Raw genomic sequence first — 18,605 nt, forward strand, 5'->3', positions numbered from 1 at the left:
GCGTCTGCCGACGTATCCGGTCCAGCGCGGCGCGAGCGCGCCGCATGAACAGCAGCAGAGGGCAAGATCATGGCAAGAATAGTGGGCGGCATCGGCACATCGCACGTGCCGACAATCGGCATGGCATACGACAAGGGCAAGCAGAACGAACCCGCGTGGGCGCCGCTCTTCCAGGGGTACGAACCGGTCGCGCAGTGGCTGGCCGAGCGCAAGCCGGACGCGCTCGTGATGTTCTACAACGACCACGCCAACAGCTTCTTCTTCGACTGCTACCCGACGTTCGCGCTGGGCGTTTCCGCGAATCACGAGTTCGCCGACGAAGGTGCGGGCAAGCGGGCGCTGCCGGACATCGCGGGCCACCCCGATCTCGCGATCCATATTGCCGAGCAGCTCGTGAACGACGAGTTCGACCTCACGATCTTCCAGGACAAGCCGCTCGACCACGGCTGCAACTCGCCGCTTTCGCTCATGCTGCCGCACGAAGGCGGCTGGCCTGCGGCGCTGGTGCCGATCCAGGTGAACGTGCTCCAGTATCCGCTGCCCACGGCCAATCGCTGCTACCGGATCGGCCAGGCGCTGCGCCGCGCGATCGAATCGTTCGAGCAGGACCTCGACGTCGTGGTGGTGGGCACGGGCGGACTCTCGCACCAGGTGCACGGCGAGCGCAGCGGCTACAACAACACCGAATGGGACATGGAGTTCCTCGACCTGATCGTGAACGATCCGGAGCGCCTCGCACGCATGAAGCACGTGGACTACGTGCGCCTCGGCGGCGCGGAAAGCGTGGAGACGATCATGTGGCTCGCCATGCGCGGCGCGCTCGGCGACAAGATCCGCGAAGTCCATCGCAACTACTATCTCGCGACCAGCACGGCGATGGCGGTCACGGTGTACGAAGAAGAGGCCCAGCAATGAATCCGCAACTGGTTGGCATCGAGGAACTGACGGGCACCTACCCCTTCGACATTCGCCAGAGCATGAAGGCGATGCGTCTGAATCGCTTCTTCTGGGAAATGCGTTTGCCACAAGCGCGCGATTTGTGGCTCAACAACCGCAAGGCCGCCTACGACGCCGCCGGGCTCACCGATGAAGAGCGCGCGCTCGTCGACGCAACGGACTGGCTCGGCCTCATTCAATACGGCGTGTGCTTCTTCGTGCTGGAGAAGTTCGCGCGCGTGGTGAAGATCACGAATCTCGGCATGTACGCGAGCATGCGCGGCGAAACCCTCGAAGCGTTCCTGAAGACGCGCAAGGTGCCCGACGCGGTCTGAGCGTGCGTTTGACCGCTTGATCTCCTGATTCCCTTTTGCGCGCGAGCGGGCGTTTCGCCCTCTCGTGCGCGTTTGACCCGCGCGGCCCGCATGCCGCGCGCTTGCTTGCGGCTCGCCTGATCTCGGGGCGGCGAGCCCGCTCACCTTCGATGCTCGAATAAACAGGTTTGTTCAAAACAGGAGACTTGGAGAATGCAGGATCATAAGCAGTACAAAAAGATTGCATTGGCGATTACGGGGGCCATCGGCGTGATGGCATGTGCTGTACCGGCGTTCGCGCAAAGCAGCGTGACGCTCTACGGCATGATGGACACGGGCATTACTTACGTGAGCAACCAGGGCGGCAAGCACAACGTCAAGATGGACGACGGCGTGAACGGCCCGAACCTCTGGGGCATGACGGGAACGGAAGACCTGGGTGGCGGCACGAAGGCCTTCTTCCAGCTCGTCAACCAGTTCCAGGTGGACAACGGCGCCTTCATGCCGAACAAGAGCCTCTTCAGCCGTACATCGATTCTGGGTCTGAGCAACGACAAGCTGGGCAAGCTCACGCTCGGTAATCAGTACGACTTCATGACCGACTCGCTGTATTTTGCGGGCAACGATCCGGCGGAACTCTCGGGCCACTTCTACGATTTCCGCGCGGGTCCGTTCACGAAGCTCGCGCTGCCGAACAACGCGACCGGGTCGTTCGACTGGGACCGCATGGCGGGCGAAACCGTCAACAACTCCGTGAAGTATCTGTCGCCTACGTTCGGCGGTTTCAGCGCGGGCGCGATGTACAGCTTCGGCGGCGTGGCCGGTTCGATCGGCACGGCCAACGGCACGAGCTTCGCGCTGAACTACGCGGCGCATGACTTCGGCGTGAACGCGGCCTACACGAACCTCAAGACCGTCGTGACGGGCGAAGGCGACGTGAGCGTGCGCAACTGGGGCATCGGTGCGCACTACCGCTTTGGCGGCTGGATCACGAACGCGCTCTTCACCACGGTGCACAATTCGGCCAATGGCGGCTCGGTGTATCAGGGCTCGGTTGGCGCGCACTACAACTTCACGCCTGCACTGAGCGCCGGCGCGTCGTACATGTACATGAAGGGCAACGACGTGGTCGACAACAATCACGCGCACCAGGTCGCGGCGATTGTCGATTACGCGCTTTCCAAGCGCACCAGCGTGTACGTGCTGGGCGTGTACCAGCGCGCAAGCTCCGGCGGTCTTGCGCAGATCAACGGCATGAACTCCTCAGATGGCGCTTCGAGCGGTCAAAGCCAGGCCGTTGCGCGCGTGGGCCTGCATACGCACTTCTGATGCACGCTTGACTTCATCATCTCCAGCAGTTGTTTGACGCCGCCCGATCGCAGGATCGGGCGGCGTTTTTTCATGGTGTGCATCCTTTCACGCAAGCCACGCGAATTGGGCAAAATAGCGCCAGTCGAAACAGCACTCGCGTGACGAGAAAGGAAGTTTCATGACGGACACGGTGGATTGCGTCGTGATCGGCGCGGGCGTGGTCGGTCTCGCGGTGGCGCGCGCGTGCGCGCAGCAGGGCTGGGAAACCGTCCTCGTCGAGGCGGAGAACGCCATCGGTACGGGCACCAGTTCGCGCAACAGCGAAGTCATCCATGCGGGCATTTACTACCCGCAAGGCTCGCTCAAGGCGCGGCTGTGCGTGCAGGGCAAGCACAAGCTTTACGCGTATTGCGAAGAGAAGGGCGTGGAATACAGCCGCTGCGGCAAATTCATCGTCGCGACGCACGAAGGGCAACTCGACGCGCTGCGCGCGATTCGCGCGGCGGCGGCCGCCAATGGCGTGGACGATCTGCGCTGGCTCGAACGCGACGAGGCGCGCGCGATGGAACCCGCGCTTAATTGCGTGGCGGCGCTCGAATCGCCCTCCACGGGCATTGTCGACAGCCACGGCTTGATGCTCGCGCTGCAAGGCGACTTCGAAGCTGCGGGCGGCATGCTCGCGTTCTGCTCGCCGGTCACGGGCGGCGCTGTGCGTCCGGGCCAGCCGACGCTGCTCAAAGCGGGCGGCGACGAACCGATGGAATTGCTCGCCACGCGCGTGGTGAACAGCGCGGGCCTCTATGCGCAGCAGGTCGCGGCTTGCATCGAAGGCGTGCCGGCGCAATCGATCCCGCAGGGGCGCTACGCGAAGGGCAATTACTACTCGCTTGCGGGGGCAGCGCCGTTTTCGCGGCTCATCTATCCGGTGCCGGAGGAAGGCGGCCTGGGCGTCCACCTGACGATCGACCTGGGCCGCCAGGCGCGTTTCGGTCCCGACGTCGAGTGGATCGACACGATCGACTACACCGTGGACCCGGGCCGCGCGGCGAAATTCTACGCGGCGATTCGCACTTACTGGCCCGCGTTGCCTGACGACGCGCTGCAACCGGGTTATGCTGGCATCCGCCCGAAGCTGGTGGCGGGCAAGCACGGCGGCGACTTCGTGATCCAGGACGCGCGCGAGCACGGCGTGAGCGGGCTCGTGAACCTCTACGGCATCGAGTCGCCGGGGTTGACGGCTTCGCTCGCGATTGCGGACGAAGTGATCGAACGCCTGAACACACACTGACTGCAATAGCGAATCAACGCGAATCACAAGGAGAACACGATGGTCTACGAGATGGCGCATATCACGGTGAGCGCAGGCAAGAACGCCGAATTCGAAGCGGCCGTGGCGCAGGCGCTGCCGCTCTTTCACCGCGCGCGCGGTTGCCGCGCAGTGGAGTTGCAGCGCGGCGTGGAAGAGCCGAACCAGTATGTGCTCGTGGTGCAGTGGGATACCGTCGAGGATCACATGGTGCACTTTCGCGAGTCGGACGACTTTCAGGCGTGGCGGGGCCTCGTGGGCCCGTACTTCGAGAAGCCGCCGGTCGTCGGGCATACGCAGGTCGTGGTGAAGTAAGAGGCTGAGCGCGGCCAGGCCGCGCTTACGCCTTGATGCCGAACCCCTCCACGTACTGCGCCGCGTCCTTTCCATCCCAAACGCGTCCGTCGACGAACGGCGCGGTCGCAGCTTCACCCGGCAGCGAAATTCCCATCGCCGCCGCCGCTTGCCCGTACAGCGCCGTCTGGTTCAAGCCGCGCGCGATCTCGCGATAGTCGCTTCGGCGCGCGAGCATGCCCCATCGTTCGAACTGCGAAAGAAACCACACACCCTCCGATTCGCGCGGATAGTTCACGCGGCCATCCTCGAAAAATTTCATGCCCGGCGTGCGCGACGCTGCATCCGCTTCGAGCCGCGCGGCGATCAGCGCGGCGTCCACGCCCAGCATCTCAGGGCGTGCGAGCCACTGTGCGATTTCGCGCCGATTGCCTTCGCCGTCCAGCCAGCGGCACGCTTCGAGCATCGTCTGCACGAGCGCGCGCGCCGTGTTCGGATGGCGCGCCACGAAGTCGCGCCGGCACGCGAGCACCTTCTCGGGATGATCCGGCCAGATCTCGCCGCTGCGAATGATCGTGCGTCCCACGCCGCGCTGCTCGGCGAGCCCCGGCCAGGGCTCGCCCACACACAGGCCGTCGAGGCGGTCTTCCGCTAGCGCGCTCACCATCTGCGGCGGCGGGATCACCACGCTTTCGATGTCGCGCAGCGGATGCACGCCTTGCGAAGCGAGCCAGTAGTACAGCCACATCGCGTGCGTGCCGGTGGGAAAGGTCTGCGCGAATACGGGCTTGCGCGCCAGCGTCGCAAGGGCGCGCGGCAGCGAGCCGTGTTCGGCGAGCGCATCCGCGAGCCGGTTCGAGAGCGTGATGGCCTGGCCGTTGCGGTTGAGCACCATGAGCACGGCCATGTCGGTCTGCGGGCCGCCAAGGCCGAGCTGCACGCCATACACAAGGCCGTAAAGCGAATGCGCGGCGTCGAGTTCGCCTGAAAGCAGCTTGTCGCGCAGCGCGGCCCACGAGGGCTGGCGCGAGAGTTCGAGCGTGAGGCCGTGCGCGTGGCCGAATTCGAGCAGCTTCGCGGCCACGAGCGGCGCAGCGTCGGCGAGCGGCACGAAGCCGATCTTCAGATGGGTTTTCTCGGGCGCGCCGAGTGTGGTGGTGGCGTTCATGGTCGGTCCTGCGCTTCGCCCGCCGCGACGATCTGGCGGGCGACCTCGGCGAGTTTCACGCTCTGGTTCATCGCGCGCTTGCGCAGCGCCGCGTAGGCGGCGGGCTCGGTCAGCTTCTGTTGCTCCATCAGGATGCGCTTCGCGCGGTCGATCAGCTTGCGCTCGGCCAGTTCGTTCTCCGCCTGCGTGAGACGCTCGCGCAACTGCGCTTCCTGTGCAAAGCGCGCAAGCGCGACTTCGAGGATCGGCGCGAGGCGCTCGCTCGCGAGCCCTTCCACGAGATAGGCGGTCACGCCGGCACTGACGGCCGAGCGGATGAGCTGCTGGTTGGCGTCGTGGCTGAACATCAGCACCGGGCGCGGCGCGGTGGCGTTCATCACGGCGAGCTGCTCCAGCGTGTCGCGCGAGGGCGACTCGGTGTCGATGATGATGACATCGGGCCGCTCGCGCTCGACGACGCGATGCAGCGCCTGCGGCGTCGCGGGCTCGGCGAGCATGTCGTAGCCGAGCTTGGCGAGCGCGTCGCGCAGGTCGCCTATAGGCTTGTCGGTATCGGTTACGAGCAGTACGCGCAGCATGGGGATTCGGTGGTCGTCGGCATGACGTCTTCGACGGTTAATCGGCGCATTGCGCGCCATCGCTGGGCGCGCATGATGATTCAGCAAGGTGCGTGCCAGTTTGTCCGCCGGCCGCAAAGCGGTGCGGGACGGGGTTTTGGGCGCGACGTGGCGAAACGCGGCGCGCAACGCGTTGTGCACCGCAGCAGTGCGACAGTCGATGCTGCGCACCCAGTTGGCGCAGCGGTTGCGGGCGATGCCCGAAAAAGTGCGGGAAAGGTGGCCTGAATCTGCACTCATGATGCCGAAGTCGAGGCGGCCGCACGCGGCTTTTGTGACGCGCGTATTTCAACTATGCTTTTTAGCGCACGCCGTCGGCTCCACGATTTCCAGCGCCAGCATTCTCACGACAATTAACCGGCCTATGGATATGGAAAGACCTGCCTCTACCCAAGCACAGCCCGCAAGTGCAACCGCAAGCCAATCCTGGCTGCGCTGGCTGCCCGGCGTAACGTTGCTCAAGACCTATCAACGCGCCTGGTTGTTCAACGATCTCGCGGCGGGGCTGGTGCTGACCACCATGCTCGTGCCGGTCGGCATTGCCTACGCGGCGGCGTCCGGCGTGCCCGGCGTCTACGGTCTCTATGCCACGATCATTCCGTTGCTCGCCTATGCCGTGTTCGGGCCTAGCCGCATTCTGGTGCTCGGCCCCGACTCCGCGCTTGCCGCGCCCATACTCGCGGTGGTGGTGCAGGTCGCGGGCGGCGACCCCGCACGCGCCATCGGCGTGGCGAGCATGATGGCGATCGTTTCCGGTCTCGTTTGCGTCGCCATGGGGCTGTTGCGTCTCGGCTTCATCACGGAGCTGCTGTCCAAGCCTATCCGGTACGGCTATATGAACGGCATTGCGCTCGCCGTGCTCATTAGCCAGTTGCCGAAGTTCTTCGCCATCTCCATCGATGAGCAGGGCCCGATGAGAGACTTTCTGAGCCTCGTTCAGGCCGTTGCGCGCGGCCAGGCCAACTGGTACAGCTTTGCCGTGGGCGCGGGAAGCCTCGTGCTGATCCTCGTGCTCAAGCGCTTTGACAAAGTGCCGGGCATCCTGATCGCCGTGATCGTGGCCACGCTTTCGGTCAGTCTCTTCCACCTCGACAGCAAGGGCGTGAAAGTGTTGGGTACGATTCCCCAGGGGCTGCCCGGACTCTCGCTGCCGTGGGTCTCCAACGTGGACCTGGTGAAGATCGTCCTGGGCGGCGCAGCCGTCGCGTTGATTGCCTTTGCCGACACGAGCGTGCTCTCGCGCACCTATGCGGCGCGCTTTCACGCACGCGTCGATCCCAACCAGGAGATGGTGGGTCTCGGTGTGGCCAACTTCGCGGCCGGTTTGTTCCAGGGCTTTCCGATCAGCAGCAGTTCGTCGCGCACGCCGGTTGCCGAAGCCGCGGGCTCGCGCACGCAGCTAACCGGCGTGGTGGGCGCGCTCGCGGTGGCGGCGCTGCTCATGGTCGCGCCCAATCTGTTGCGCAATCTGCCCAATAGTGCGCTCGCCGCCGTGGTGATCGCCGCCGCGCTCGGGCTGTTCGAAATCGCCGACCTCAAGCGCATCTACCGGATTCAGCAGTGGGAGTTCTGGCTTTCGATCGGTTGCTTCGTGGCAGTCGCGGTGTTCGGGGCGATTCCCGGCATTGGCCTCGCCGTGTTGATCGCCGTGATCGAATTCCTCTGGGACGGCTGGCGGCCCCATTTCGCGGTACTCGGCCGCGTGGAAGGATTGCGCGGCTATCACGACATCACGCGCTATCCCGAAGCCGTGCGCACGCCGGGACTCGTGCTGTTTCGCTGGGACGCGCCGCTTTTCTTCGCGAACGCCGAGCTGTTCCAGCAGCGTTTGATGGAAGCGGTGGAAGCGTCGCCCACGCCGGTACGCCGGGTCGTCGTGGCGGCGGAACCCGTGACGAGCGTAGACGTCACGTCTGCCGACATGCTGCGCGAATTGACCCATGCGTTGCGCGAGCACGGCATCGCGCTGCATTTCGCGGAGATGAAGGACCCGGTGCGCGACAAGCTCAAACGTTTCGATTTGCTCGAGGATATCGGCGCCGACCGCTTCGATCCAACCGTAAGCAGTGCTGTCGATCGCTATGTCGACGAGACCGGCCTCGCGAACGACGAGGCCGGGCCGCAGACGGGACGGTAGCCAATCCCGCCTGAATGTTAGTCAAGCGCCAGGCTTGAGCACCACACGAAAGCGCGCTTTCCCGCTCATCATGCGTTCATAGGCTTCTGCCGCGCGCGAGAGCGGATATTCCTCGATCATCGGCTTTACGCCCGAGAGCGCGCTGAATGCCAGGGTCTCCTGAGAATCGGCGGCGGTGCCCGAGGGCCAGCCCTGCACCGAGTGGCGGCCCATGATGAACTGCGTGATCGGCACTTCCACCGGCTCCTGCGACACACCGACCATGATCATCTTGCCGTTCAGGCCAAGGCCGCCCAGCGCGGCGCTCATGGCCTTCCCGCTCGTGGCCGTGGCGAGGATCACGTGCGCGCCGCCCAGCGCGAGCAAGGCTTGCGCGACGTCCTGCGAGGCGCTGTCGATGTAGTGATGCGCGCCGAGCTGTTTCGCGAGCGGTGCCTTGTCCTGCCCGCGCGCGATGGCCACGGTGACGAAGCCCATCTTGCGCGCGTACTGCACGCCGAGATGGCCGAGCCCGCCAACGCCGAGGATCGCCACGACATCGCCCGCGCGCGCGCCGCTGTGGCGCAGCGCGTTGAAAGTGGTGATGCCCGCGCACAGGAGCGGCGCGGCGTCGACGTCGGAGAGATCGTCGGGCATGCGCGCGAGCGCTTCCTGCGGCGCCACCATGTAATCGGCATAGCCGCCGTCGTAGCTGATGCCGGGAATCTGTCCGTTCTTGCAAAGCACGAAGTCGCCATGGCGGCAGTGTTCGCAATGGCCGCAGTGGCCGCCGTGCCAGCCCACGCCGATGCGTTGCCCGACCTTCCATTCGTCGACGCGCGCGCCGAGTTTTTCGATCACGCCAGCGATCTCGTGGCCGGGCACGCGCGGAAACTGGAGGCCTGGCCACTGGCCTTCTTTCGTGAGCGAATCGCTATGGCAGATCCCGCAGGCCTGTACCTTGACGAGGACGTGTCCCTCGGGCGGCTCGGGAATATCTCGCTCGACCAGTTCTAAAGGGGCGCCCGCTTTTGCTACCTGTACTGCGTGCATCTTTGCCATCGTTTGCTCCTGGGAAAGTGGGGTTTCCGCCGGTGATGTCGTGGCGATGTCTGGCTACCGCGACATTGTAGGACGATGGTGTGGAGGCTTTGTGTTGTGCGGCGCGGAGTGGAATGCGGGGGGATGTTTGTTAGCGTTCGGGTTGTTTGGGTGCTTTGCGGCTTGCTGGCCTTAGGCCAGTCTCCACGCGGTTCGGCAAGGCCGTCAGTTGTAGCGAATAGCGCCTTCGCTATTCGCTACAACGATGCTTACATGGTCTGCAGGACGCATGGATCCAGCGGCAGGCTCAGGTCTGATTGCCCCACAAATCGTCTATTGCGCGAATGGCAAGCAAATACCCATTCGCTCCCGCCCCACAGATCACCGCAGTGGCTGCTACCGAAATGGACGAGTGACGATACTCTTCGGAACGCCGATGGATATTGGTGATATGCAATTCGACGACCGGGCGGCGAATGAGCTTGACCGCGTCGAGTACAGGAATCCGTCCGAACGAAAAGCCGGCCGGATTGATGATCAACGCGGCGTCCTGCAGGAACGCTTCCTGTATCCAGTCGATCAGTTCGCTCTCGCTGTTGGTCTGGCGAAATACGCAGTCGAATTTGAGCGCGTCGGCCAGCGTCAGGCAGTTCTGTTCGATATCCTTAAGCGTGGTCGTGCCATAAATGTGAGGCTCCCTCACGCCCAGCATGTTCAGATTGGAGCCATTGAGGATGTAGAGTTTGCGAGTCATGGTTTCAATGCGTAGTGGAGCGTTCGAGGGCGGTGTCTTTGGTTTCCCGGGAAATCGCGATCATGAGGAATGAAATCAGGTTTAGCGAGCCGCAAACGGCGACGATGGCCCACGGGGAACCGTGAAAGGCATTGAGCAGTGCCACGGCGACAATCGGCATCGGGCCGCCGGTGAGCAGGTTGGCCCCCGAGTACGACAGCGCGGACCCCGTGTAGCGAGCTTCGGTGGGGAAGGACTCGGCGAACCAGACCGGCTGAATACCGCTCTGGAATTGCGTGAAGCCGAGGAATGCGCCCATCACGGCCATGGTCATGGCGATCGAGTTCTGGTTGAGAATCGGAAAGTAGATCAGACAGCAAATTAGTGTGCAGAACGAACCGATCATCAACGCGCGCTTGCGTCCGATCCGATCGCTCAGATAACCGCCCGCCAGCGCGCCCGCGATGGCGCAGACATTCGCAACCATCAACAGCATGAAACCGGTCTGTTTGGGTACGCCGAGATGTTTCGTCAGATAGCTGAGTGAGAAGACCACAATCAGATAGAACAACGCAGCCGGGCCGCAAAAGAACAGCGTCAGGCGAAGCGCGGTGCGCCAGTGATATTTGAAAACCGTGCCGAGCGGATTCGGCGCGCGCGTGGGAGCGCCACTCTTCTTGAGCGCCTCGAAGGCCGGCGTCTCGCTGACCTTGCGGCGGATGTAGATGCCTAGCAGCACCAAAACAAAGCTCGCGAGGAACGGGACGCGCCATCCCCATGAATCGAAGTCGTCGGACGAAAGCACAGCGGCCAGCGTAAAGAGCGAGAAGTTGGCGAGAATCTGGCTCAGCGGCGAGCAAATGCCGAGCAGGCCCGAATACCAGCCGCGCCGATTGGCAGACGCATGCTCCACCGCCATCAGTTGCGCGCCTGTCGATTCGCCGCCGAGCGCGAAACCCTGAATGATGCGCAGCGATACCAGCAACGTCGGTGCGAGGATGCCGACCTGGTGGTAGGTGGGCAGCAAGCCCATCAGGAACGACGACGCGCCCATCACCGACACGGTGATCAACATCAGCTTGCGGCGCCCCCATCGGTCGCCGAGGATGCCGCAAATCACCGCGCCGAGCGGGCGCGCAGCCAGCCCTGCCCAAAAACTCGCCAGCGACGCGAGCAGCGAGGCGGTCGGGTCGAGTGACGGAAAAAACAGCTTCGGAAAGATGGTGGCCGCGACCACGCCATACAAAGCGAAGTCGAACCATTCGAGCGCAGTTCCGACCGTTGCGCCCGCAACTGCCCGACGCGCCATCAAGTGAGCCCGCGCGGCCTGACTTCCCGCCACAAGGTCTGAATCGGCAAAAAATGACATGTTGTCTCCTCAATCCTCGATATGTTGAAACGTTCGTTTCTGGCGACGAACAAGTGCTATTGTTTGCGCTGTCGCAAGGGGTTGTTCCGCACCGGAACTGCATTTCATATTGTGGGAATCACGAGAGATGTCGCTCAGAAACGGCCTGAGAATGCTCGATCTGCTGGCGTCGCAACCCGAAGGCGCAGGTCTGGTGGCCATTGCCGACGCCTTGTCTCTGCCGCGCAGCACGTGTCACCGCGTGCTCGCCGAACTCGTCGAAAGCGGCTATGTCCGGCAACTGGTCGATCACAGCCGCTACATCCTGACCATGCGCATGACGTCGAATGGACTCGAATTCCTGAGCCTGACGGGCATCGCGGATATCGCCCAGCCGATCATCGAACGCGTCGCCGCGCAAACCGGCGAACTGGCGCGGCTGTCGCTGGTCGACGGCGAAGCGATTATCTGGGTGGGTAAGGCGGACGGACAGCGCGTCGGCTTTCGCTACGATCCCGACATGGGCCACGCAGCACGACTTTCATGCACGTCGACCGGGCACGCGTGGCTCATGACGATGACCGACGAACAGGCCGTCGCATTGGTTTTAAAGCAGGGCTTCGGGCAGCCGAATGAGTTCGGACCCAATGCGCCGACCACGCTAAAAGCGCTGCTGGGGTTCCTGCACGCTGCGCGCGTGCGTGGCTACGCGATGATCGATGAGGTGTTTGCTCCGCGCATGGCTGCGGTAGCCGCGCCCGTAGTTAGCGGCTCGCGCTGCGTCGGCGTCATCAGCCTGGCCGGTCCGCGGGTACGGCTGACTGCCGGGAAAATTCACGAGTACTCCGTACTACTGCGCGAGGCGGCCAATGAACTGGCCCAATTGAGCAATATGGCGGGATTCCCCAGCCGGCCGCCACTCGGCAAGGGATGAAGCGCAACGGCGCTGACGCTTTGCGTTGTCGGCGCGAAGGACAGCCCGAGCATCTTCGTTGGCCACAGCTATGGCGGTGCGGTCGTGACCGAGGTTGCGCAGTCCCGCCATCAAACTTTTTTCGCCCCGATGTCACACGCGGGAAGGGCTATCTCGTCATGTCATGGCAACCCAACCGAAAGGAGATGAAACCATGACTGCCAAGCTCGACCTGTTCGCCGCCGCTCCGACCCTGATGAAGTCCTGGATGGGCACGTCGCTTGCCGTGTCCGGAAGCCTCGAGGCGAGCCTCATTGCACTGGTGGAAGTGCGCGCGTCGCAAATTAACGGCTGTGCGAATTGTCTTAACATGCATACCGCCCACGCACGCGAGGATGGCGAGACCGAACAGCGTCTTTACCTGCTTTCCGCGTGGCAAGAAGCGCCTTGTTATACGGACCGCGAACGCGCGGCGCTCGGCTGGACCGACGCTCTTACGCGCCTTTCCGAAGGCCACGCGCTGGAAGCAGCGCGCGCGGCGCTCGCCGCCCACTTTACCGAGGAGGAGCAGGTGAAGCTCACGCTGATGATCAACGTGATCAACGGCTGGAACCGCCTTGCGGTCGGCTTCGGCCTGTGGGTCGATCCGGCGGCGGCCAAGGCCATGGCCAAAAAGATGGTCGCCGCATGACAGACCCGGGCCTTCACGAAGCCGCGGCGAGTTTCGACCCGCTGCGGCGCAAGCTGATCCGCGTGGCGTACCGCATGCTCGGCTCGGTCGCCGACGCCGAGGACATCGTGCAGGACGCGTTCATCCGCTGGGCGGATGTGGACCGCGACGAGGTGCGCGTGCCCGAGGCCTTCCTGCGCCGCATGGTGATGCGCATGTGCCTCGACCAGCTCAAGTCGGCGCGGCATCAGCGCGAAACGTATATCGGTCCGTGGCTGCCCGATCCGGTCGTCGAAGAAGAGGATGAGCAGGAGGACGTCACGCTGCCGCTCATGCTCGCGCTCGAACGCCTTTCGCCGCTCGAGCGCGCGGCGTTCCTGCTGCACGACGTGTTCGGGCTGGAGTTCGACGAAGTCGCGGCCACGATCGGGCGCGAGAGCGCCGCATGCCGCCAGCTCGCGTCGCGCGCCCGCGCGCACGTGCGGGAAGCGCGCCCGCGTTTTCACGTGGAGAAAGCGCGCGGCCTCGAACTGGCGCAGGCGTTCTTCGCGGCGTCGCGCAGCGGCGACATGAGCGCGCTCGGCGCCATGCTCGCCGACGACGTGAGCCTGCATGCGGACGGCGGCGGCAAGCGCCCGGCGATCGGCCACCCGGTGTTCGGCCTCGAGAGCGTGATGAAGTTGCACGCGCAACTAGCCGATGTGTTCCGCAAGAACGGCTCGACGTTCGTGCGCGCGGGCTTCATCAACGGGCTGCCTGGCTTCGTCACGCGCGAGGCCGATGGCGAGTTGCAAACCACCGCGCTCGAGATCGAAGGCGGCAAGGTCACGGCCATCTACGTCATGCGCAATCCGGAGAAGCTGCGGCATCTGCACTGAGCGGCGGGCGCGACGGCGCCGCCGCCGTGCACGAACGTTCCAGACTTGAAGCCACGTCTCGCGGATCATGTGTGCCTCGAAAAAGGAGGCAGCAAGCATGTTCGATACGAAAGTGGCGCTGGTCGTGCGGGACAATCTCGCGGTCTGGCAGAAGCTCAATGTGACCGCGTTTCTCGCCACGGGCATTGCGGCAGCGGTGCCCGAAGCGCTTGGCGAGCCCTACGAAGACGCGCGCGGGCAGCGCTACGGGAGGATGCTGGGCCAGCCGATGATGATCTATGGCGCGGATGTCGCAGGTTTGCAGGCAGCACTACGGCGCGGTGTGTCGCGCGAGCTTACGATCGTGCCGTATGTGCACGCCATGTTTTCGACGGGGCACGACGCCGCGAACCGCGAGGTGTTTCGCGCCGAGGACCCGGAGAATCCCGATCTGGTCGGAATCGCGCTATACGGCCCGAAAAACGCGGTGGACAAAGCCGTGAAGGGGCTGGCGCTGCATCAATAGACGAGCGCCGTCTCCATCACCCGGCCTTGCGCACCGGCGGGAAGCGCCGCTTGCCATTCTTGCTGTTGCCCATGGGAATGCGGCGGAAGCGCTCCTTCTTGTGCTCTTCCTCGAAGTGCGTGAGCGAGAGCTTGACGAGGTCGCTGCGCGAGACGATGCCCACGAGCCGCCGCGATTCGCGGTCGGCCACCACGGGCAGGCGTTCGAGCCCATGAATCGCGAGACGCGTGGCGACCTGGCGGCAGGTCTCCGCGGGCAGCGCCATGTCGGGAGAACGTTGCGCGAGCAACGAACCGAGCGGCGTGTCGAGTTCTTCGGTCGCGGCGCTCGCGCGCACCGCGTCGAGCATCGCGCGATCCACTACGCCTAGCACCGCGCCGTCGCGCAGTACCGGGAATGCACGGCGCTGCTGCGACGCGCCGAAGTAACGCTCGAGGGCGTCGCGAACGGTGACGTTCGCGTCGATGGTATCGACAGTGCGGGTCATCACTTCATCGACGTAATGACGCTCGAGCGGATCGACGCCGTACTCGCGATAGATGTGATAACCGCGGCGCGCGATCTTCTCCGTCATGATCGAGCGCTTCATGACGACCGTTGCGAAGCCATGCGCGACCAGCGTGGCCGTGAGGAGCGGCAGCAGCGCATTGGTGTCGTGCGTGAGGCCGAAGGCGAACACGATGGCCGTGAGCGGCGCGCCGAGCGTGGCGCCGAGCGTCGCCGCCATGCACACGAGCGGCCACAGCGCCGGGTCGCTGCCGGGCAGCACGTGGCTGAGCACCGAGCCAAGCCCCGCGCCGAGCATGAGCAGCGGGGCGAGCACGCCGCCCGAGGTGCCGGAGCCGAGCGCCACGACCCAGATCACGGCTTTCACCACCAGAATCGCAATGGCGACCTGAAGAACGATGTGCTGATGAAGCAGATCGCCGATCACGTCGTAGCCCACGCCGAGCGCGCGCGGCTCGATGAAGCCGCCAATGCCCACCACGAGCCCGCCGATAGCCGGCCACCACGACCAGTGCAGCGGCAGATGGCCGAACAGGTCCTCGACCTTGTAGAGCGCCGCCGAAAGCCCCGATGCGAGCGCGCCCGCCAGCAGCCCGGCGATGATGCATGAAAAGAGCGCCACGGCGTGCGGCGGCAGGGTCTGCATGGGGAAGAGCGGCGCCGTGCCGAAGAACACAGAGCGCGCGAATCCGGCCACCGCGCACGCGAGCGCCACGGGCAGGAAACTACGCGGGCGCCATTCGAACAGCAGCAGTTCGACGGCAAGCAGGACGGCAGCGACCGGCGTGCCGAACACGGCCGTCATGCCCGCAGCCGCGCCCGCCACGAGCAGCGTCTTGCGCTCGGCGGAGGTCACGCGCACGCACTGCGCGAGCAGCGACCCAAGCGCGCCGCCCGTCATGATGATCGGGCCTTCCGCGCCGAACGGTCCGCCGCTGCCGATCACGATGCCCGACGAAAGCGGCTTCAGGATGGCCACTTTCGGCGACATCTTGCTCTTGCCGAAGAGAATGGCCTCGATGGCTTCCGGAATGCCGTGGCCGCGAATCTTCTCGGAGCCGAAGCGCGCCATCATTCCGACGATCAGCCCGCCTATCACGGGCACGACGATGACCCACGGGCCCAGCGTGTTGAGCGCGGGCGAGCGGTCGGCGAACGAGAACTGGCCGAAGAAGAACAGGTTCGTGAACCAGTGGATCAGGCTCAGCAGCACGAACGCCGCGAGCGTGGCCAATACGCCGATCACGGCGGCCAGCAAGCTGATGCCGGGCAGGCGTGCGTTCGCCGAAAAGTCGCGCTTGTGGGAATCGTCGGAATGCATGGTCTTTAAAGATCGATATGCGGAATGGTGAATGCGCCGTCGAGCGATTTCAGTTCGGCGCGATGCAACTCTGCGAGACGCGCGAGCAGCTTTTCGCCGGCGGCGAGCAAGTGCACTTCCACCTGGCGGCGGTCGCGCTCGCTTACGCGGCGCTCGACGAGTTCGATCGCCTCGCAGCGCGAGACGAGCGCCACCACACCGTGATGCTGCGCCTGCAAACGCTCGGCCAGTTCGCCAATGGTCGCCCACGTGCGGCCGGGGTAGCCCTTCACATGCAGCAGCAGCAGGTACTGCAGCGGCGTAATGCCCTCGGCCTGCGCGGCCTGCTCCGAGAAGCGCTCGAAACGGCGCATCTGGTAGCGAAATTCGGAGAGCTGCTCAAAGTCGACCTTGTCGAGGTCGCGCGCGCTTTTTTTCATTGGGAGTCCATGGAACGGTTCAGTCTCCTAATATATCACGTTATGATATTTGTGCCCGCAAACGCCCGTCACATCAGCATCGGGGCCAGGTGTATTGCTGTGATCTTGGCCGCGAATACGCTCAGGCTGGTGCTTGCTGCGGCGTCTTCGCCTGGTGATAGAGCCCCGAGATCAAATCGGCCTGCGTGATGATGCCCGCGAGCCTGTGTTCGTGATCGACCACCGGCACGTGATGGTGCCCGCGGCCCGCGAAAATACGCACGAGTTCGACGATCGGCGTGGTGTTCGCGACGGTCAGCACATGCGTGGTCATCAGCGTGCCGACGCTCTGGCCGGACTCGGCGTGCGGCCGGAACAGGCGCGCGATCGCATAGAGCATGAGGCGCAGCGGATGCCGCTCGCGCCCGTCCTCGGCGAGGTCGGCGCGCGTGACGATGCCCTTGACCTGACGATGCGCGTCCACCACGGGCAGCGCCTTCACGTCGTGGCGCCTGAGCAGCGAGCGTGCTTCGCCCACGGTCGTAGCAGGCGTGATGCTCACCACGTTGGCCGACATGACGTCCGCGCAGGTCAGTTCGCCGAAGCTGCGCGCGTACGCGCGGATCTCGGCGTCCTGGAGCACGGCTTCGAGGTCGTCGGTGTCGATGTCGAGCATTTCGTCGCGATCGCGCAGGACCGCTTCGAGGTCGGCGCGGGTGAAACCGGCTTGCGCGGGCGCGGGACCGGCCACCGTCGGGCGCCGCGCGGCGTGCGGGTAGCGATGCCCCGTGGCGGCGTGATAGACGAGCGCGCCGCCGAGCAGGATGAACGACTGCAGCGCGACGGGCACGAACACGAACTCATAACCGAGCGCATGGACGGCCGGACCGCCCAGCACGGCGGTGAGCGCGACCGCGCCCGAAGGCGGATGCACGCAGCGCAGCGTGAACATCGCGACGATGGCTACGGCGATGGCCACAGCGGCGGCCGGTACTGGGTCGTGTATCCACATCGCCGCGGTCACGCCCACGGTGGCGGAAACGAGGTTGCCGCCGATGATCGACCAGGGCTGCGCGAGCGGGCTGGCGGGCACGCCGAAGAGCAGCACGGCGGAGGCGCCCATGGGGGCGATCAGGTACGGAATGCTCGGGTCGCCGCCGAGCAGCCTGTGCGCGAGCGCGCCCGTCAGGGCAATGCCGACCAGCGCGCCGCCGCCCGAGCGCAGGCGCTCGCGCCATGTGATGGTGACCCTTGAAGGGATGAAGCGGGTGAGCCAGCGAAGGACTTTGAAGCGTGACACGATGCGGAGCGGATTGGGTACGGATTGGGTACGAATTTCGAGCGCAGACGGCTCGGCGCCGCCCAGAGAAAGAGGATTGTATCGCGATATGATATATATCGCGACATTTTGTCCAGGTGGAGTTGTACCGCGCAGGCGGCGCGTGTGGAAAATTTGGGGATGCAACGGCAGCCGCGCATCGTGGAGCGGCAGGTGGGGCGAGAGCGAGAAGCGCCGCCGCAAAAGGCGGCGACGCTTTTATCAGGCTGGCTGACGGTTCGAGCCGTAGCCGGTATTAGCTGGCATCAACCCGCATGCGGCGGCTGGCCTGCGAAACGCGGCGCGGGCGCGGCGTTGGGATGGCCGTCGGGGTGGCGGTGATGGCCGGCGTTCGCATTGGCGCTGTCGTGCGCGCCGCGGTTAGGCGCGGGCGGCGGCCGATGCTGGGCGGTGTGAACCGGCGGATGCCCGCCCGGCTGGGGCCGGTAGCCATGCGGCGGCGCGCCGTGCGGCTGCATCGTCACGCGCACGCGCTGCGGCTCGGGCATGCGCGCGTGCTGCATCGGCAGATGGCCTTCGTTGTGCGCCATCACCACGCGCAATTCCGCGCGGCGGTGCAGGACTTCGCTGCGCAGGTCGCCGCGCCCGTAGAGACGGCGCTGACGGTGGCCGTCCGCCCCCATGATCCAGATATACGTGCTGCCGCCCGCATAGACCACATCGCGGTCCACCACGACCGAAACGTACGCGTCGTACGGCTGCGGCACATAAACGGGTTGCGCGACGACGACAGGCGGCGGCGGGGGCGCAGCGACCACGACTGTGGGGCGCGCGGGTGCGGTAGCGACACGGGGACTGCTGACGCAGCCGCTGGTCAGCAGGGTACCGGCCAGGGCTCCGAACAAGACAAATGCAGATGGCAGAGCGCGTGGTTTCGCGTTCAAGCGGGA

Annotated in this window: 19 protein-coding genes; 10 read left to right on the top strand and 9 right to left on the bottom strand. The window is 64.9% G+C overall.

Annotation, left to right across the window (positions count from 1 at the left end):
* Nucleotides 1–69 precede the first annotated feature (69 nt).
* The 5 genes from VSR72_RS37460 (at nt 70) to VSR72_RS37480 (ending at nt 4,182) form a co-directional block, all read left to right on the top strand.
* On the top strand, nt 70–915 hold the full coding sequence (locus tag VSR72_RS37460) for a gallate dioxygenase (RefSeq protein WP_342957264.1): 846 nt from the start codon (nt 70–72) through the stop codon (nt 913–915).
* Entirely contained in the window at nt 912–1,271 is a 360-nt protein-coding gene (locus tag VSR72_RS37465) for a protocatechuate 3,4-dioxygenase (protein ID WP_342957265.1), read from the top strand. The genes VSR72_RS37460 and VSR72_RS37465 overlap by 4 nt, the downstream gene beginning before the upstream one ends.
* Before the next feature lie 252 nt (nt 1,272–1,523).
* Nucleotides 1,524–2,579: a porin gene (locus VSR72_RS37470; RefSeq protein WP_342957299.1), complete on the top strand. Its 1,056-nt coding sequence runs from the start codon at nt 1,524–1,526 to the stop codon at nt 2,577–2,579.
* 160 nt (nt 2,580–2,739) lie between these two features.
* The gene (locus VSR72_RS37475; RefSeq protein WP_342957266.1) at nt 2,740–3,849 is read left to right on the top strand and encodes an NAD(P)/FAD-dependent oxidoreductase; all 1,110 of its coding nucleotides are present in this window, start codon (nt 2,740–2,742) and stop codon (nt 3,847–3,849) included.
* Between the two features lie 39 nt (nt 3,850–3,888).
* A complete protein-coding gene (locus VSR72_RS37480) occupies nt 3,889–4,182 on the top strand; it encodes an antibiotic biosynthesis monooxygenase (RefSeq protein WP_342957267.1) in 294 nt (97 codons plus the stop codon).
* A 25-nt stretch (nt 4,183–4,207) separates the two neighbouring features.
* On the opposite strand, the gene VSR72_RS37485 is transcribed toward VSR72_RS37480, so the two are convergent.
* On the bottom strand, nt 4,208–5,329 hold the full coding sequence (locus tag VSR72_RS37485; protein WP_342957268.1) for a CmpA/NrtA family ABC transporter substrate-binding protein: 1,122 nt from the start codon (nt 5,327–5,329) through the stop codon (nt 4,208–4,210).
* Nucleotides 5,326–5,907: an ANTAR domain-containing protein gene (locus tag VSR72_RS37490; RefSeq protein WP_342957269.1), complete on the bottom strand. Its 582-nt coding sequence runs from the start codon at nt 5,905–5,907 to the stop codon at nt 5,326–5,328. Before VSR72_RS37490 ends, VSR72_RS37485 begins: the two co-directional genes overlap by 4 nt.
* 409 nt (nt 5,908–6,316) lie before the next feature.
* Here VSR72_RS37490 and sulP point away from each other — a divergent pair, with 409 nt between their 5' ends.
* On the top strand, nt 6,317–8,083 hold the full coding sequence (gene sulP, locus VSR72_RS37495) for a sulfate permease (protein ID WP_342957270.1): 1,767 nt from the start codon (nt 6,317–6,319) through the stop codon (nt 8,081–8,083).
* A gap of 21 nt (nt 8,084–8,104) precedes the next feature.
* Here sulP and VSR72_RS37500 read toward each other — a convergent pair whose 3' ends face one another.
* The 3 genes from VSR72_RS37500 to VSR72_RS37510 form a co-directional block, all read right to left on the bottom strand.
* Nucleotides 8,105–9,124 carry an alcohol dehydrogenase gene (locus tag VSR72_RS37500; RefSeq protein WP_342957271.1) on the bottom strand — a complete coding sequence of 340 codons (1,020 nt, stop codon included), beginning with the start codon at nt 9,122–9,124 and terminating at the stop codon, nt 8,105–8,107.
* A gap of 286 nt (nt 9,125–9,410) precedes the next feature.
* On the bottom strand, nt 9,411–9,857 hold the full coding sequence (locus VSR72_RS37505; protein WP_342957272.1) for a type II 3-dehydroquinate dehydratase: 447 nt from the start codon (nt 9,855–9,857) through the stop codon (nt 9,411–9,413).
* A 4-nt stretch (nt 9,858–9,861) separates the two neighbouring features.
* Nucleotides 9,862–11,145, bottom strand: a complete 1,284-nt coding sequence (locus VSR72_RS37510) for an MFS transporter (RefSeq protein ID WP_342957300.1) — start codon at nt 11,143–11,145, stop codon at nt 9,862–9,864.
* 187 nt (nt 11,146–11,332) lie between these two features.
* On the opposite strand from VSR72_RS37510, the gene VSR72_RS37515 reads away from it, so the two are divergent.
* The 4 genes from VSR72_RS37515 to VSR72_RS37530 all read left to right on the top strand — a co-directional run bounded on the left by VSR72_RS37515 (nt 11,333) and on the right by VSR72_RS37530 (nt 14,150).
* Entirely contained in the window at nt 11,333–12,118 is a 786-nt protein-coding gene (locus VSR72_RS37515; RefSeq protein ID WP_342957273.1) for an IclR family transcriptional regulator, read from the top strand.
* A 193-nt stretch (nt 12,119–12,311) separates the two neighbouring features.
* A complete protein-coding gene (locus VSR72_RS37520; protein ID WP_342957274.1) occupies nt 12,312–12,788 on the top strand; it encodes a carboxymuconolactone decarboxylase family protein in 477 nt (158 codons plus the stop codon).
* Nucleotides 12,785–13,645 carry a sigma-70 family RNA polymerase sigma factor gene (locus VSR72_RS37525; protein WP_342957275.1) on the top strand — a complete coding sequence of 287 codons (861 nt, stop codon included), beginning with the start codon at nt 12,785–12,787 and terminating at the stop codon, nt 13,643–13,645. The genes VSR72_RS37520 and VSR72_RS37525 overlap by 4 nt, the downstream gene beginning before the upstream one ends.
* Nucleotides 13,646–13,742: 97 nt before the next feature.
* Entirely contained in the window at nt 13,743–14,150 is a 408-nt protein-coding gene (locus VSR72_RS37530) for a DUF2000 domain-containing protein (protein WP_342957276.1), read from the top strand.
* Between the two features lie 16 nt (nt 14,151–14,166).
* On the opposite strand, the gene VSR72_RS37535 is transcribed toward VSR72_RS37530, so the two are convergent.
* From VSR72_RS37535 to VSR72_RS37550, 4 genes are all read right to left on the bottom strand, one after another.
* A complete protein-coding gene (locus tag VSR72_RS37535; RefSeq protein ID WP_342957277.1) occupies nt 14,167–15,978 on the bottom strand; it encodes a chloride channel protein in 1,812 nt (603 codons plus the stop codon).
* Between the two features lie 5 nt (nt 15,979–15,983).
* Nucleotides 15,984–16,397, bottom strand: coding sequence for a MarR family transcriptional regulator (locus VSR72_RS37540; protein ID WP_342957278.1), 414 nt, complete (start codon nt 16,395–16,397; stop codon nt 15,984–15,986).
* 121 nt (nt 16,398–16,518) lie between these two features.
* The gene (locus tag VSR72_RS37545; protein WP_342957279.1) at nt 16,519–17,676 is read right to left on the bottom strand and encodes an HPP family protein; all 1,158 of its coding nucleotides are present in this window, start codon (nt 17,674–17,676) and stop codon (nt 16,519–16,521) included.
* 284 nt (nt 17,677–17,960) lie between these two features.
* Nucleotides 17,961–18,473, bottom strand: a complete 513-nt coding sequence (locus VSR72_RS37550) for a hypothetical protein (RefSeq protein ID WP_342957280.1) — start codon at nt 18,471–18,473, stop codon at nt 17,961–17,963.
* Between the last annotated feature and the right edge of the window lie 132 nt (nt 18,474–18,605).

Origin of the sequence: Paraburkholderia sp. JHI869 (assembly GCF_038900775.1) — a bacterium.
Classification (GTDB): domain Bacteria; phylum Pseudomonadota; class Gammaproteobacteria; order Burkholderiales; family Burkholderiaceae; genus Paraburkholderia.

Coding starts and splice junctions, on each gene's coding strand:
- sulP (WP_342957270.1), top strand. CDS start 6,317: ATGGAAAGACCTGCCTCTACCCAAGCACAGCCCGCAAGTGCAACCGCA.
- VSR72_RS37535 (WP_342957277.1), bottom strand. CDS start 15,978: ATGCATTCCGACGATTCCCACAAGCGCGACTTTTCGGCGAACGCACGC.
- VSR72_RS37460 (WP_342957264.1), top strand. CDS start 70: ATGGCAAGAATAGTGGGCGGCATCGGCACATCGCACGTGCCGACAATC.
- VSR72_RS37510 (WP_342957300.1), bottom strand. CDS start 11,145: ATGGCGCGTCGGGCAGTTGCGGGCGCAACGGTCGGAACTGCGCTCGAA.
- VSR72_RS37530 (WP_342957276.1), top strand. CDS start 13,743: ATGTTCGATACGAAAGTGGCGCTGGTCGTGCGGGACAATCTCGCGGTC.
- VSR72_RS37505 (WP_342957272.1), bottom strand. CDS start 9,857: ATGACTCGCAAACTCTACATCCTCAATGGCTCCAATCTGAACATGCTG.
- VSR72_RS37475 (WP_342957266.1), top strand. CDS start 2,740: ATGACGGACACGGTGGATTGCGTCGTGATCGGCGCGGGCGTGGTCGGT.
- VSR72_RS37470 (WP_342957299.1), top strand. CDS start 1,524: ATGGCATGTGCTGTACCGGCGTTCGCGCAAAGCAGCGTGACGCTCTAC.
- VSR72_RS37485 (WP_342957268.1), bottom strand. CDS start 5,329: ATGAACGCCACCACCACACTCGGCGCGCCCGAGAAAACCCATCTGAAG.
- VSR72_RS37490 (WP_342957269.1), bottom strand. CDS start 5,907: ATGCTGCGCGTACTGCTCGTAACCGATACCGACAAGCCTATAGGCGAC.
- VSR72_RS37540 (WP_342957278.1), bottom strand. CDS start 16,397: ATGAAAAAAAGCGCGCGCGACCTCGACAAGGTCGACTTTGAGCAGCTC.
- VSR72_RS37515 (WP_342957273.1), top strand. CDS start 11,333: ATGTCGCTCAGAAACGGCCTGAGAATGCTCGATCTGCTGGCGTCGCAA.
- VSR72_RS37480 (WP_342957267.1), top strand. CDS start 3,889: ATGGTCTACGAGATGGCGCATATCACGGTGAGCGCAGGCAAGAACGCC.
- VSR72_RS37465 (WP_342957265.1), top strand. CDS start 912: ATGAATCCGCAACTGGTTGGCATCGAGGAACTGACGGGCACCTACCCC.
- VSR72_RS37500 (WP_342957271.1), bottom strand. CDS start 9,124: ATGGCAAAGATGCACGCAGTACAGGTAGCAAAAGCGGGCGCCCCTTTA.
- VSR72_RS37525 (WP_342957275.1), top strand. CDS start 12,785: ATGACAGACCCGGGCCTTCACGAAGCCGCGGCGAGTTTCGACCCGCTG.
- VSR72_RS37520 (WP_342957274.1), top strand. CDS start 12,312: ATGACTGCCAAGCTCGACCTGTTCGCCGCCGCTCCGACCCTGATGAAG.